Annotated in this window: 16 protein-coding genes and 1 tRNA gene; 8 read left to right on the top strand and 9 right to left on the bottom strand. The window is 66.4% G+C overall.

Going from position 1 to position 13,500, the window contains the following annotated elements; all coding sequences use genetic code 11:
* Nucleotides 1-41 precede the first annotated feature (41 nt).
* Nucleotides 42-524, top strand: coding sequence for a nucleoside deaminase (locus ABGB08_RS34400; RefSeq protein WP_347599100.1), 483 nt, complete (start codon nucleotides 42-44; stop codon nucleotides 522-524).
* Here the strand turns inward: ABGB08_RS34400 and ABGB08_RS34395 are convergent.
* On the bottom strand, nucleotides 521-730 hold the full coding sequence (locus tag ABGB08_RS34395; protein WP_347599097.1) for a hypothetical protein: 210 nt from the start codon (nucleotides 728-730) through the stop codon (nucleotides 521-523). The genes ABGB08_RS34400 and ABGB08_RS34395 overlap by 4 nt on opposite strands.
* A gap of 147 nt (nucleotides 731-877) precedes the next feature.
* Here ABGB08_RS34395 and ABGB08_RS34390 point away from each other — a divergent pair, with 147 nt between their 5' ends.
* The 4 genes from ABGB08_RS34390 to ABGB08_RS34375 all read left to right on the top strand — a co-directional run bounded on the left by ABGB08_RS34390 (nucleotide 878) and on the right by ABGB08_RS34375 (nucleotide 3,631).
* The gene (locus ABGB08_RS34390) at nucleotides 878-1,408 is read left to right on the top strand and encodes a hypothetical protein (RefSeq protein WP_347599094.1); all 531 of its coding nucleotides are present in this window, start codon (nucleotides 878-880) and stop codon (nucleotides 1,406-1,408) included.
* Nucleotides 1,409-1,419: 11 nt separating this feature from the next.
* Complete coding sequence (gene cutA / locus ABGB08_RS34385) at nucleotides 1,420-1,749, top strand: divalent-cation tolerance protein CutA (RefSeq protein ID WP_347599091.1); 330 nt, start codon at nucleotides 1,420-1,422, stop codon at nucleotides 1,747-1,749.
* Nucleotides 1,750-2,015: 266 nt separating this feature from the next.
* A complete protein-coding gene (locus ABGB08_RS34380) occupies nucleotides 2,016-2,534 on the top strand; it encodes an RNA polymerase sigma factor (protein ID WP_347599088.1) in 519 nt (172 codons plus the stop codon).
* A complete protein-coding gene (locus tag ABGB08_RS34375) occupies nucleotides 2,531-3,631 on the top strand; it encodes a CU044_5270 family protein (RefSeq protein ID WP_347599085.1) in 1,101 nt (366 codons plus the stop codon). Before ABGB08_RS34380 ends, ABGB08_RS34375 begins: the two co-directional genes overlap by 4 nt.
* 86 nt (nucleotides 3,632-3,717) lie before the next feature.
* On the opposite strand, the gene ABGB08_RS34370 is transcribed toward ABGB08_RS34375, so the two are convergent.
* The 3 genes from ABGB08_RS34370 to ABGB08_RS34360 all read right to left on the bottom strand — a co-directional run bounded on the left by ABGB08_RS34370 (nucleotide 3,718) and on the right by ABGB08_RS34360 (nucleotide 5,654).
* Nucleotides 3,718-3,792 (bottom strand) — tRNA-Cys (locus ABGB08_RS34370).
* Between the two features lie 132 nt (nucleotides 3,793-3,924).
* Complete coding sequence (locus tag ABGB08_RS34365) at nucleotides 3,925-4,701, bottom strand: ABC transporter permease (RefSeq protein WP_347599082.1); 777 nt, start codon at nucleotides 4,699-4,701, stop codon at nucleotides 3,925-3,927.
* On the bottom strand, nucleotides 4,698-5,654 hold the full coding sequence (locus ABGB08_RS34360; protein WP_347599079.1) for an ATP-binding cassette domain-containing protein: 957 nt from the start codon (nucleotides 5,652-5,654) through the stop codon (nucleotides 4,698-4,700). Before ABGB08_RS34360 ends, ABGB08_RS34365 begins: the two co-directional genes overlap by 4 nt.
* An 895-nt stretch (nucleotides 5,655-6,549) precedes the next feature.
* Between ABGB08_RS34360 and ABGB08_RS34355 the strand changes: the two genes are divergently transcribed.
* The gene (locus tag ABGB08_RS34355; RefSeq protein WP_347599076.1) at nucleotides 6,550-6,684 is read left to right on the top strand and encodes a hypothetical protein; all 135 of its coding nucleotides are present in this window, start codon (nucleotides 6,550-6,552) and stop codon (nucleotides 6,682-6,684) included.
* Here the strand turns inward: ABGB08_RS34355 and ABGB08_RS34350 are convergent, their stop codons facing one another.
* Both ABGB08_RS34350 and ABGB08_RS34345 read right to left on the bottom strand, forming a co-directional pair.
* The gene (locus ABGB08_RS34350) at nucleotides 6,685-7,536 is read right to left on the bottom strand and encodes a DUF4097 family beta strand repeat-containing protein (protein WP_347599073.1); all 852 of its coding nucleotides are present in this window, start codon (nucleotides 7,534-7,536) and stop codon (nucleotides 6,685-6,687) included. It lies immediately after the preceding gene.
* A gap of 48 nt (nucleotides 7,537-7,584) precedes the next feature.
* On the bottom strand, nucleotides 7,585-8,085 hold the full coding sequence (locus tag ABGB08_RS34345; RefSeq protein WP_347599070.1) for a hypothetical protein: 501 nt from the start codon (nucleotides 8,083-8,085) through the stop codon (nucleotides 7,585-7,587).
* Nucleotides 8,086-8,271: 186 nt separating this feature from the next.
* Here ABGB08_RS34345 and ABGB08_RS34340 point away from each other — a divergent pair, with 186 nt between their 5' ends.
* Both ABGB08_RS34340 and ABGB08_RS34335 read left to right on the top strand, forming a co-directional pair.
* Nucleotides 8,272-8,913, top strand: a complete 642-nt coding sequence (locus ABGB08_RS34340) for a response regulator transcription factor (protein ID WP_347599067.1) — start codon at nucleotides 8,272-8,274, stop codon at nucleotides 8,911-8,913.
* A 22-nt stretch (nucleotides 8,914-8,935) separates the two neighbouring features.
* Nucleotides 8,936-9,409, top strand: coding sequence for a pyridoxamine 5'-phosphate oxidase family protein (locus tag ABGB08_RS34335; protein WP_347599064.1), 474 nt, complete (start codon nucleotides 8,936-8,938; stop codon nucleotides 9,407-9,409).
* 46 nt (nucleotides 9,410-9,455) lie between these two features.
* Here ABGB08_RS34335 and ABGB08_RS34330 read toward each other — a convergent pair whose 3' ends face one another.
* The 3 genes from ABGB08_RS34330 to ABGB08_RS34320 form a co-directional block, all read right to left on the bottom strand.
* Nucleotides 9,456-11,144, bottom strand: a complete 1,689-nt coding sequence (locus tag ABGB08_RS34330; RefSeq protein ID WP_347599061.1) for a GAF domain-containing protein — start codon at nucleotides 11,142-11,144, stop codon at nucleotides 9,456-9,458.
* Between the two features lie 40 nt (nucleotides 11,145-11,184).
* Nucleotides 11,185-11,601, bottom strand: a complete 417-nt coding sequence (locus ABGB08_RS34325; protein WP_347599058.1) for a universal stress protein — start codon at nucleotides 11,599-11,601, stop codon at nucleotides 11,185-11,187.
* Nucleotides 11,602-11,850: 249 nt separating this feature from the next.
* Nucleotides 11,851-13,275, bottom strand: coding sequence for a PASTA domain-containing protein (locus ABGB08_RS34320; RefSeq protein WP_347599055.1), 1,425 nt, complete (start codon nucleotides 13,273-13,275; stop codon nucleotides 11,851-11,853).
* Nucleotides 13,276-13,500: the final 225 nt, after the last annotated feature.

Genomic DNA, 13,500 nt, shown 5'->3' with positions numbered 1-13,500 from the left:
TTGACGGAACCGAACCACCAGCCTGACGGACGGATAATCCGATGCCTTTCGACGAATCCGAACTCAGGCACCTGCGCCGCTGCGTCGAACTCGCCGCTGAGGCCATCGACGCGGGCGACGAGCCGTTCGGCTCGGTGCTGGCCGCCGGCGATGGAACCGCTCTCGCCGAGGAGCGCAATCGCGACCACACGGGCGGGGATCAGACCCTGCACCCCGAATTCCAGCTCGCACGATGGGCTGCCGCTCATCTCACAGCTGAGGAACGCGCCCTCGCGACCGTCTACACCTCGGGCGAGCACTGCCCGATGTGCTCGGCCGCTCACGCCTGGGTCGGCCTCGGCCGGATCGTGTATGTGGCGTCTTCGGCGCAACTGGTGGAATGGCTGGCCGAGCTCGGCGTCGGTCCTGCTCCGGTCAAGGCGTTGCCGATCCAGCAGGTCGCGCCGGGTATTCGGGTGGAGGGGCCGGTTGCCGAACTCACCGAAGAGATCCACGCCCTGCACCGGCGGTACCACTCTTCCTAGTGCAGTTCGATCCTGTCGTCGGTGATGTGGATCGCGCGGCCGATGGGGGCGGCCAGGATCAGGAGCACGAAGCAGGTCCAGAACAGCGGCCAGTTCGTCATGATCAATGCGATTCCGCCCGTGGTGAAGACGACGACCACCACGGTGACGAAGATCCATGAGATGGGGCGGCCGTGCGGGTCGCCGCGGCGAGGCCCGTTCGTCATGGCTGGTTCCTGCCCGGTGTGAGCTGGGGGTATCGCATGCCGTACCAAAGAATGCTTGGCGGCGGCGGCTTTACCGCCGTATCCCTCGCCTGAGCATTCCAAGTCGGGCGCAGGTCGCCGACAAGCTCGACCTCGGAAACTGGGCACATGACGGAATTCCTGGACGCCCTCCAAGGGGTCACCCCCGCGAAACGCGGCCCCGGCCTCGTGGGGAAGATCATTCTCGTGATCCTTTGGGTGGGCGTCTGCGTCGTGCCCCTCGCGCTGTCGGTGTCCGCGATCGAGCTGGCCACCGGCCGCGTCGGGATCCCTGGAACCCTGACGGTTGTCTCCTGCGAGTCCCTCGGCCAGGGGCGATATGACTGCAAGGGCAGCTTCCTTCCCGATTCCGGCGGCCCTGCCGTCCCCGTCGACGCCTCTCCCGATTCGGACGCGGGCGAGGTGATCCGGGCTCAGCTCACCCCTTCCGGCGACCGCGCGGTTCCCACCGGTGTCACGGGCTTGCTCGCCGCGCTCGCCGTTCCCGCCGTTGGGGTTGGCGGCCTCGGATTCCTGCCGTACGTGGTGCTCTACTGGACGGGCGTACGTCGGGGTAGGCGAACAGCGGTCATCATAGGATCGGTGATCACCGGCGCCGGCCTGCTCCTGGCAGTGGTGGGCGTGGTCGCCGCCTCATGAAGGGCTCGCGGATGGCCGAATACATCGAGGTGCGCGTAACGGCGGGGAGCGCGGAGGAGGCCGACCGGATCTGCGGGGCGGTGGTCGGGGGGCGGTTGGCCGCGTGTGCGCAGGTGGTCGGGCCGATTGTCTCGACGTACTGGTGGGAGGGGCAGGTGCAGCGCTCGGAGGAGTGGCTCTTGCTGCTGAAGACGAGAGCCGAACTCTTCGACGAACTCGCCAGATCGGTACGCGCGGAGCACTCCTACGACACCCCGGAAATCGTCGCGGTCGCCCTCGTGGACGGCATCCCGGATTACCTCACGTGGATCACCGAGGAAACGAGCCCGGTTCAGCGGTAAGGCGGCCGGAAGGTCGGGATCCCTCGCGCCGATCCTCCTCCGGCGGAAGCTTCTTGATCGGTCTCTTGTACCTGGCTGTCAGCGGCTCGCTCGGTGTCCCCAGCGCATACTCGGTGGCTGCCCGGAGTTCCCCCACTCGGCACGCTGAGCGGTTCGGGCCCTTGGGCACCTTCAGGTAGATCTTTTGAGGTTAACGGTAATACTTTGGTTTCTCCCGCCACTTCCCCATGTCAAATGACTATCCGGGACACGGAGGGGTTGGGGCGTTGACGAGCGATCGAGAACGGTTCACCACCATCTACGACGAATGTCGGCAACGCGTGTGGGCCTATGTGGTCAGTCGCGCGGGGCGGCAGGTGGCGGACGAGGTGGTGAGCGAGACGTTCGCCATCGCCTGGCGGAAGTTCGACCAGGTTCCGCAGCACGCGTTGCCGTGGCTGCTCGGCGTGGCCCGCAACGTGCTGCGCGACAACATCCGGGCCGAGATCCGCCGCGAAGGGCTAGCGCGGGAGATGCGCGAATGGGTCTCCGGCGATGTGGCCGACCATGTGGCCGAGCGCCTCGGCGTCCTGAAGGCCATGGCCAGGCTCACGACAGACGACCGCGAAATCCTCATTCTGGTCGCCTGGCAGGGCCTGAGTCCGCGGGACGCCGCCCGGGTGCTCGGCTGCACGGTCACCACCTTCCGAGTCCGTCTGCACCGCGCCCGGAAACGCCTGGAGCAGGAACTCGAACCGATCACCCCCGCGATGTCCCGCGTCCAGCTCACGAAGGAGTGGTCGTGAACCCCCTCGACGAATTGCGCGCCGCGCGTCCCGCCCATCTCGGCGATGTTCCGGTCGACCCGCGGACCCGGCAAACCGAACTGTCGCACGCGTTCGCCCAAGCCCGGTCCGTACCGCGCAGGAACCTCAAGCCCATCTGGGGCCTCGGCCTGGCCGGCGCCGCGGCGGCCGCCACGGCCGTGGCCGTCTTCAGCTCCGGAATCGGGGCCGGTACGGTGCCGCGGGCCCCCTCCACGATCCAGGCCGAAGCGCCACCGGTCGAGATCTCCGCCAAGCAGCTCCTGCTGGTGGCCGCGACCAGCGCCGAGAGCCAGCCCGCCCCGACCGGGAAGTACTGGCACATCAAGACCCAGTCGCGGTCGCTGCTCGGCGTCGAGGGTGGGTACGCCATGGCCAGCGAAAGCCAGGGCGAGACCTGGACCACCGATGGGCGGCAGTGGTCCACGTCGCAGTCTCTCGGCCTCAAGCCCGCCACCGATGCCGACCGGGCCGCGTGGGAGGCGGCGGGTTCGCCGTCGACGATGACGATCGGCGGAGGCAAGCAGATAACGACCGCCGCGGGTAAGCCCTATTCCAGCCGCTACAACAACAAATACATCTACTGGCTGGGCCGCAACGTCACCCTCGCCGACCTGCGCGCCCTGCCGTCCGACGAGGCCGAACTCAAGGCTTCCATCCTCAAGTACTACGAAGGCCACGACACCGAGTCGAACCTTCCCATGTCCGAGGACGCGTGGCTGTTCCGCGTCGCGAGCGGTCTGGTCATCGACGGCCCGGTCAGCCCCCAGGTCCGCGCCGCCGCCTTCCGCATGCTCGCCGCCCTCCCCTCCGTCACCTCCCTCGGCCAGGTCACCGACAGCACCGGCCGTCCTGGTACGGCAATCGCCATCGAAACCGATTCCCAGATCAAGGTCGGCGATCCCAACAAGGGCGTCCTGCAGGAACGCGTGATCATCGACGAGAAGTCCGGACGGGCACTGGCTCGCGAGATCGTCGTGATCAAGCCAGGCGGTTTCCAGGCTGGACTGAAGGCCGGGACCATCGCCAACGCGTACACGATCATCGAGTCCGACTGGACCGACACCCGCACGTCGTAACAGGCCATCGAAGCGTGCCGCGTGGCGCTGTCCACGCGGCACACGTCGTCATGAAGCTGCCGTCACGAGGCTGTCGTGATGAGGCTTGGAGGCCGTGACCGGAATCGAACCGGTGCGCACCGCTTTGCAGGCGGTTCCCTAAGCCACTCGGGCACACGGCCAGGCGGATGGGCGGACGACATCTTGCGCGGTGACCGCTGACCGGCTACCGGGAGCGATCGCGGATGCACGCCATCCGCCACCACGATTCCCGTGCCGGCGGACGACGTCTTGCTCGGTGATCAGCTGATCGGCTACCGGGAGGGGTCGCGGTTATACGCCTTTCGGGCCCACAGATATCCAGCGAGGGCGAGGCCGGCACACCACGCGACCGCGGTACCGGCGCTGTCTGCTGTCGGCGTGCCCATGAGCAGTCCGCGAAGCGTGTCGATGATGGGCGTGAAGGGCTGATACTCCGCGAACCACGCCGCTCCGCTCGCCATCGAGTCCGGCGGAACGAACGCGCTACTGAGGAACGGCAGGAACTGCAGGGGTAACGCGGAGGTGTTGGCTCCGGCGGCGCTGCCGGTCACCAGACCGATGGCGACACCAATCCAGGTGAACGCGAGCGTGAGTAACGCGAGGAGCCCGGCCGCGCCCAGCCACTCCATCGGCCCGGCGGCCGGCCGGAAACCGATCAGCATCGCCACCCCGATGATGAGCGCGAGGCTGACCATCGTCCGGATCATGCTCCCGATGACCTGGCCGGTCAGCACCGACGCGCGCGAGATGGCCATGATCCGGAACCGGGCGATGATGCCTTCCGTCATGTCCGTGGACAGATTGACGGCTGTGGAAGCCGCCCCGCTCCCCACCGCCATCACCAGGATTCCGGGAGCGAGATAGTCGATGTAGGCGGAAGTGGTGAGCGAGGATCCCATCACGCCCCCGAACACATACACGAAGAGCAGCATCATGAATACCGGCGTCATTACCTGACTGATGGCCATCAGCGGGTAGCGCATCATGTGCCGGAAATCGCGTCGCGTCATCGTCACCGAATCGGCCACGGCGTGGGAGAGCGTACTCATCGGGAATTTCCTTCCTTTGCTGGGGCGTGGCGATCGGTGAGCGCGAAGAACACGTCGTCGAGATCGGGGGTGTGGATGGTCAACGCGTCGACCTCGATGGATTGTTCGTCCAACCGGCCGAGCAGGGTTTTCAGCGATCGGATGCCGCCGTCACTGGGAACGTTGAGAGTGAGGGCATCGTCGTCGCGAGAGGATCCGCGCAGGGCCAGGGCGGCCGATTCGAGCCCGATTTCGTCGGCGAATTGCAGGCGGATGTGACCGCCGGGGATACGACGCTTGAGTTCGGTGGCAGTGCCTTGGGCGACGAGTCTCCCGTGATTCAGGAGCGCGATCCGATCGGCGAGCCGGTCGGCCTCCTCCAAGTACTGCGTGGTCAGGAAGATGGTGACCCCGCTGGTCGCGAGATCACGAATGATCTGCCACATCGTGCGGCGGCTGCGCGGATCCAGCCCCGTGGTCGGCTCATCGAGGAAGATCAGCCGCGGCGACCCGACGAGGGTCATCGCCAGATCGAGACGCCGCCGCATTCCCCCCGAGTAAGTCGCGACCGGTTTCTTCGCCGCCTCGACGAGATCGAATTGCTCAAGCAATTCACCCACCCGTCGCTGGCCCTTTCTCCGACCCAAATGATGCAGGTCCGCCATCAGCACCAGGTTCTCTTCCCCGGTAAGCAGATTGTCGACCGCCGAGAACTGCCCCGTGACTCCGATCGCCGCACGCACAGCCCCCGGCTCCCGAGCCAGATCATGCCCCGCGACCCGAACTTCCCCACCATCGGCCCCGATGTAGGTAGTCAGAATCTGAACAGTGGTCGTTTTACCGGCACCATTCGGCCCCAGCAACGAAAAGATCTCGCCTTCCGGAACATACAAATCAACACCATCGAGAACAACCTTGTCCCGGTACGCCTTCCGCAACCCGGTCACCTCGATCGCCATGGACGACTTGCTCATGTTTCACCTTTTCTCTTTCTCTCAACATCTCGTGGGAGTCGTACAACCCATTCAGGCCCAGCCACCTCCCTGCACCACATGCGTGCCGCCCAGACCGCACAGAGCTGTGCGGCTCAGGCAGACCACGTGACTTGGGCAGCTCGCGCCGGCCGGGAGTCTGTGCGGGCCTGGGGCAGGTCGCGAGGTCGAGTAGCTCGCCGCAGGTCAGGGGAGCGTGCGAGTCGGGCAGCTCACGCCACTCGCGCGAGTTGAACATCTATGGCGAGTCGCGCTGCTCACGCAGGGTCGTGCAAGATCAGGCCAGACCGTTCGGGTCAGGCAACTCATGCAGTTCGCACGGGTCGAACACCTCATGCACCGCTTGCAGGTCGCGCAGCTCACGTAGGGCTATGTGGTCGTGGAAATCGTGCGGGTTACCACGCGGGGTTATGCGGGTTGTGCAGGTCGAGACGGGGAGCGCCGGTAAGACGCCTCGGACAGTTTTCGCAGATCGCCGAGATCCGTCAGGTCAAGCACGTCAGGTAGATCACTCCGGATCACGCACGTCGCACACGCCACGCGCCGGGAGGTCGTGCAAGTCAGGCAGCTAAGGACAGGCTTTCGCAGATCGCGCAGATCGCGCAGATCGCGCAGATCGCGCAGATCGCGCAGGTCGCGCAGGTCGCGCAGATCGTCAGTTCAGGCTCCGAGCGGCAGCTTTCGCGCATCGCATAGACCCGTAGGGTCAGGCTCCTAGCGACAGTTTCCCGGGTCGCGCAGACTCGTCGGTCAGGTGCCTCAGCCAGATCGGTATTTGCGCAGGTTGAGCAGTTCGTTGTCGGTGTGCGGATTCGGTAGGTCGCGTTGGTCAGGCAACTCCCGCAGCTTGGGTTGCCCTGTCATTCACGCAGGTCGCGTGGTCAGGCTGGTCGTGGTCGTGGTCGTGGTCGTGGTCGTGGTCGTGGTCGTGGTCGTGGTCGTGGATCGGGCGGGTCGTGTGGTTGGGCAGGTTGTGTGGTTGGGCAGGTTGTGTGGGCAGGTGGTTGTGTGATCAGGCGGGTTGGGTGCGGCTGATTACGATGTCGCCGTAGTTGGTGCGTGCGCTGACCTCGACGGTTTGTGTGGTTTGTTCGGGAGGTTCGCGCAGTTCGAGTGGGACGTGCACGTGGCCGTAGGAGGTGTCCAGGTTGAGCCAGGCGGCGATGCCGGATCGGATGCCTACGTCGATTTGGCCGTAGGCGCTTTCCAGCACGATGGAGCCACGTTCTACCTGGCTGATCCGCGCGCTGCCTGACGAGGTCTTGGCCAGCAGACCTGCGAGGGCGCGTTCGACCGTGATGTCGCCGTGGGCGGTGTTCAGCCTGGCTTCGCCGGTCACCTCGCCCACGGTGATGGCACCGTTCGTGGTCCTGATCGCCGCGGTTCCGTCGATCTGGTGGACGCGGATCCTGCCATTGGCGGTGGTGAGGTCCGTGTGGCCCACGGACTTGCTGACCGTGATGTCACCGCTGGAGGCCTGCGACCGTAAATCGCCGGTCTGGTCGATGTTGATCTCCCCGTATGAGGTGGAGAACTTGCAGGCGCCGAGCCGGCCCCGCGTCTGGATGTCCGCGGTGGCCGTCGCATCGACCCGGGAATCCGTCGGCAGGTCCACCTTCACATCGACCGATCCGCCAGAGCCGAACAACGAGATGGACTTGCTCCTGGGCGCCTTCACCACCAGTTCCCCGTTGGCGAACTCGACCCTGGCCCGCTCGGCGCACTCCACGTCGGCGTCGTCGTTCTCGTTGCTCGGCACCACGTAGACGACCGTGTCAGCCCGATCGCTGGCGTCGATCCGGATCTGCCCCGCGCCGATATCGATGACGACGGAGATGGGTTCTGGGGTGTCAAAGGTCTGCATTGCGAAACCCTCCGATACGCGCGTGCGGTGGCGCGTGACTGCTGGTGGCTACTGGACCCATCCGGTGAAGCGTTGGCCGCGGGTGGACGGGGTGGGGCGGCGCTCGGGTTCGAGGGCGGAGGTGACGGCACGAACTAGCCAGGCGTTGACGGATAGACCGGCGCGGCCAGCCGCCTCCTCTATGCGTGGTTTGAGGTGTTCTGGAACTCGCAGCGAGATGCGTGACGTGCCGCCCTCGTCAGCCTCCGGAGCGGGTGGCGCAGGTGTTGACGGCGCCATCCTCGTGTCACCTTCGTGCAGGCCGGTTGGGGGTGGCGTCACCACGAAGGCCGGATCGCGCCCGCGTAGTCGCACTTCGACCGAGCCGGGCGCGAGGTCGCGGGTGATCTCGTCCGCGGCGAACGAGAGTGCCTCCAGCAGGGCTAGCGTGGCAGCCGACTCCAGCGCGGCGGCAAGACGCTCGCCAAGCACACGAGCATCCTCACCCCCGGCCGCGGCGGCGACCGCGAGTTCCCGGCGAAGGCTCTCCACATACGGTGCAAGTTCCATGACGTCACTATGACACCTTGATGGCGTCACTTCAAGTTCCCGGTGGCGATAAACTGACGTCATGATGGTGCTCGGAGATGATCGTGGGCGTGAGGTCGCTGACCGTGACGATAAGGGCCGGATACGGCCAGGTCGTGGGACCTTGGTCCCTACTCTCGATCTCGACGCTCGCCTAGGTTCGAAAACATGATTCGCGTGTTCCTTGTCGACGATCACGAGGTGGTCCGGCGCGGTGTGGCGGCGCTGCTCGACGCCCAGGACGACGTGGAGATCGTCGGCGAAGCGGGAACGGTCGAATCTGCGATTAGCCGAATCGCCACGATAAGTCCGGACGTAGTGGTGCTGGATGTGCGGCTGCCGGACGGCAACGGCGTCGACGTCTGCCGTGAGGTGCGGTCCAGGGATCCCGGAGTGGCCTGCCTGATGCTGACCTCGTATGCGGATGACGACGCGCTGTTCGACGCGGTCATGGCCGGCGCTTCCGGATACGTGCTCAAGCAGATTCACGGTTCGGACCTGGTCGGTGCGGTGCGCACGGTGGCGGGCGGCAATTCGCTGCTGGACCCGCAGACCACAGCCGCGATGTTGCAGCGCCTGCGCGATCAGGCCTCGCGGCGGGATCCGTTGGCCGCGCTGTCAGAGCAGGAACGGCACATTCTCGAACTGATCGGCGAAGGATTGACCAACAAGCAGATCGGCCAGCGACTCTTCCTGGCCGAGAAGACCGTGAAGAACTACGTGTCCAACCTGCTCGGCAAGCTCAGAATGGAGCGCCGCACCCAAGCCGCGGCCCTGGTGGCCCGGATTAAAGCGGAACGGCCCAAGTAATATGACATCTTCTCCACGCGACGTGACTTCTCTCCGGTATCCCGAACCTTCCCCCGATACCGGCGAACTCCCCGAGACCCGCGAGGCAACCGGTGAGGTGGATTCGGCAGGGCTGCGGGTGCTTTCCCCCGACGAATGTCTGCACTTGCTCACCCGGGTGCCCATCGGCCGCATCGTCTTCACCGACCGGGCGCTCCCGGCCGTGCAGCCCGTCAACTACCTCCTGGTCGACGACGACATCGTCATCCGCACGGCCACCGGCTCCAAACTGGCCGCCGCCACCCGCAACGCCGTGGTCGCCTTCGAAGTCGACGAATTCGACCCCCTCACCCGCACCGGCTGGTCCGTCACCGCCGTCGGCCGATCCCGCGCCGTCACAGAATTCGACGAACTCCAACGCCTCACCGCCCTCCCCCTCACCTCCTGGGCACCAGGCGACCACAACCACTTCATCGTGATCCGCGCCCAGCAACTCACCGGCCGCCAAATCATCTAAACGAACCCCCAGCCCGGCGAAGGTTCGCTCGGTCGTTCGTTTTGCCCTATCTGAAGGGGACCGTCCAGGTGAGTATGGTGCCGCCGTTCTTGGGAGTGGTGGTGGTGAATGAGCCGCCCAGTTGGGTGGCGCGGTCGTGGAGGTTGCGGAGGCCGCTGCGGCGGCCCTTCGGGGGGATGCCGGTGCCGTTGTCTTCGACGGTCAGGGTTACCTGGTTGTTGGGGGTGGTTTCGATGGTGACGTCCGCCCTGGTGGCTTTCGCATGCCGTACCACGTTGGAGAGGGCTTCTTGGAGGACGGCGAGGAGGTGGTCGGCGACGGGGATGGGGATGTCGTTGTCGAGGCGGCCGTTCATGCGGAGGCCGGGCATGAAGCCGAGGCGGGTGCGGGTGTTTTCGACCAGGGCGATGATCCGGGTCCTGAGGGTGGTTTCGTCGCCTGTCCGGGGGGCCTGGAAGGCGAAGATGGTGGAGCGGATCTGGCGGATCGTCTCGTCGAGTTCGTCGATGCCGTGCTGCAGGCGGGTGGCGGCTTCGGGATGATCGACCAGGCGGACGGTGCTCATCAGGGTCATCGCGACGGCGAACAGCCGCTGGATGACGACGTCGTGCAGGTCTTTGGCGATCCGGTCGCGGTCTTCCAGCAGGCCCAGGCGTTCGGCGTCCTGGCGGGCTTCGGCCAGTTCGAGGGCCAGCGCGGCCTGCCCGGCGAAGGCGTGCAACATGCGCACCATCGATGAGGTGAACGGGAACCGTCCCTGGCGTTTGCCCAGCGCGAGCACTCCGCGTACCGACTTGCCGACCCCGAGGGGTACGGCGGCCGCGGGGCCGATCGGTGGTTGGCCACCGATCTGGAGGCCCGCTTCGGCCAGGTCGTTGACCATGTACGGCTCCGCGCTCGTGTACGCGACGCCGGACAGGGACTCGGACAGTGGCACTTCGAAGCCGACAAGCTCCTCGATGCCGTCGGCGACCTTTATCCGCAGCTTGTCATCGCCGACCGGAAACAGGATGGCGGTGAGGTCGGCGCCGGACATTTCCCGAACCCGCCTGGCCACCTGGCGTAGCACGTCGTCCACGTCATCGCCCGACAGCAGGCTGGTGGTGACCTCGGTGGAGGCTTGCAGCCAGATCTCCCTGCGTCGGGTCTCCTCGTACAGCCGGGCGTTCTCGATGGCGACGCCGGCGGCGGTGGCGAGGGCGATGACGACCTCCTGGTCCTCTTCGTCGAACTCGGCGCCGCCACGCTTCTCGGTCAGGTAAAGGTTGCCGAACACCTCATCCCGCACCCGCAGCGGTACGCCGAGAAAGGACCCCATCGGCGGATGCCCGGGCGGAAAGCCGTAGGACTCGGGATGATCGGAGATCCGGGCCAGCCGCAGCGGCTCCGGCTCCTTGATGAGCAGGCCGAGCAGGCCGAGGCCGTGCGGCCAGTGCTCGATGCGGGCGATCTCGTCCTCGCTCAGGCCGACCGGGATGAACTCCACCAGCGTGTTCTCTTCGCCGACCAGCCCCAACGCACCGTAACTGGCGTCGACGAGAGTGGTGGCCGTCTCCACGATGCGGCGCAGCATCAGTTCCAGCTGGAGATCACTGCCCACCAGGACGACGGCCTCAAGCAGAGCATGCACCCGATCACGAGTGGACAGCACGGCGTCCAAGCGATTCTGGAGCTCAGCCAGCAGATCATCCAGGCGCATGCTGGGAAGTAGCGGATGCGACTTGCCCAGCGTCATACGAGCATTGTCCCACTTGGCCCTTTAGGTACGGCCACGGTCAGTCATTGTCCCGACCTTCTTTACGGCAACGGACCACCACGACCGGACAACTCGCCCGGTAAAGGACTCCGCCGCTCACCGAGCCCAGGGCCGCCGAGTTGGCGCTCTTGCCGTGTGCTCCGACGACGAGCAGGTCCGCACTGACCGACGCTTCGACGAGGACATCCACGGGATGTCCCCGCCGGACATCCGCCACTACGGTGATTTCCGGATATTTCGGCCGCCAGACATCAATCCGGCCAGCGGTGAAATCCCGCTTCAGCGCCCCCAGTTCCTCCAGGTCATAGCCGATCCAGGGCGCGCAGGCATGCTCCGGCTCCTGCCAGGCATGTACGGCACGCAACATCTGCTGGCCCAGCCGGGCCTGCTCGAACGCGTACTCCAGCGCGGGTTCGCAACCCGCTGTCTCATCCACCCCAACCACAACACCAACCTTGTGCGTGTCAGGACGTTCCTTGGAATCCGCCGCTCTCCGGGCGGGAGCAAGCTTGATCACGATTTCTCCTATCTACCTCCCATTCCAGTACGTAAATGCCACCCCAACCCAGGGCCATTGGTCCCTTATCGTGGGTCAGTTGGCCGTGCCGGCGACTCCCGTACGCCAGGGGACAGGCAACGGCGGCCCACTTACGGGGGCGTAAGCGGGCCGCCTGCCAGCCTGGGATCACGGACACGGATGGTCCGGCCTGATCGCGACCACGATCGAGACGTTCGATCCGGGCGCGACGCTCGTCCCCGGAGCCGGGGATTGCCTGCTGACCTGCCCGATCTCGTTGCACTGGTCGTCGATGACCGTGCCTTCGGAACCGAGGTTGAGACCCGCCGACGAGATGGCCTGGAGGGCGGAGTCCCGCAGGTCTCCGATGAGGTCGGGCACCTGGATGACCGCCGGCGGATCCGTGGGCGCCGGGGGAGCGCTGTGGATGTCGACGATGGTCGCCACCGTGGCCCTGCCGACCGAGATCAGCTCCACGTCCGCCAAGCCGGGGACGAGGGACGGGTGGGGAACGAATTCGGCGGGGTCGCCGGTGCCGAGAGCGCCGGCCTCGTTGCTTCCCCAGGTCCAGACGCTGCGGTTGTCGAGAAGCGCGGCGGTGGTGCCGCCCGCGCCCGCCTCGATCTGGGTGACGTGGGACAACGGGATCCGGACGGGCGTACGCCGTTCGGCTATGGTCCCGTCCCCGAGCTGCCCGACCATGTTGGAACCCCAGGCCCACACGCTGCGTTCGGGGTGCGCCACCGCGAATCCGGAACGTTCACCGGCCGAAATAGAGGTAACCCCGGTCAAGCCGGGCACCTTTGTCGGGATATATCGCGGCACGTTCCCGCCGAGGCCGAGCTGGCCGTTGGCGTTGTTGCCCCACGTCCAGACCGTGCCGTCCGAGCGTCGCGCCATCGAGTGCACGCCGTGGGCGGAGGCGGCGATCTGGGTGACGCCACTGATGCCGGACAGTTTGACCGGGGTCGGGCGGTTGACGGTGGTGCCGTCACCCAGTTCCGCGTACCCGTTGTGGCCCCAGGCCCAGACCGAGCCGTCGGATGCGAGCGCCAGGCTGTACCGGTAACCGGCCGAGACCTGGATGATGCCCGTCAATCCGGCCACCCGCTGCGGGATCGGGCGCCTGGTTTGCGTGCCGTCGCCCAGCTGGCGGTACTCGTTGTCGCCCCAGGCCCAGACCGTGCCGTCGAGCCCGAGCGCGAGGATGTGCTTGGCGCCGACCGAGAGCTGGCTGATCTCGCTGAGGCCCGGCACCGGCTCGGGGGTGGTGGTGTAGTCGGATTCGTACCGGTCGTCGCCGAAGCGCCGGTTGCCCCAGACGAACACGACGCCGTCTTTGCGCAGTCCGGCGGTGAAGTCGCTCCCGGCGGCGATCTGCCGGAGATGGCCGGGGCGGTGCCCGTTCGAGGGAAGCCTGCCGACCACAACGGGAGTGGGGCGATTATCGGTGGTGCCATCGCCGATCTGGCCGCGGTGGTTGAGGCCCCACGAGGTGAGGAAACCCTTGACCGGCACCGCCGCGACCGCGTTTCCGGCGGTCAGCGCGGACGTCAGCACGATGGCGAAAACCGCCAGACCTAGGCGTTTCATAATGAGCCGCCCCGGTTGGGGCGCCGCGTCCCGTCGGTACGCTGCCCCGGTCGCGGCCGCCTGCCATCCCGGCGACCGCCGGGCCTGGTGCTGGGCCCCCGCCGCCCGGCCTGCCCATCGGCGGGCTCACGCCGCCGATCGGGGTCCTCTCCCAAAGAACAGGTCGGTACGGCTACCGAAGGGGTCATATCTGTCGATGTCATTACTTTCCTTCCGTTCACCTTT

It is taken from the genome of Acrocarpospora sp. B8E8 (genome assembly GCF_039871605.1).
In the GTDB taxonomy this organism is placed as follows: Bacteria; Actinomycetota; Actinomycetes; order Streptosporangiales; family Streptosporangiaceae; genus Acrocarpospora; species Acrocarpospora macrocephala.
Note: the sequence above shows the minus strand (reverse complement) of the source record. Positions and strands in the feature narration are given on the sequence as shown.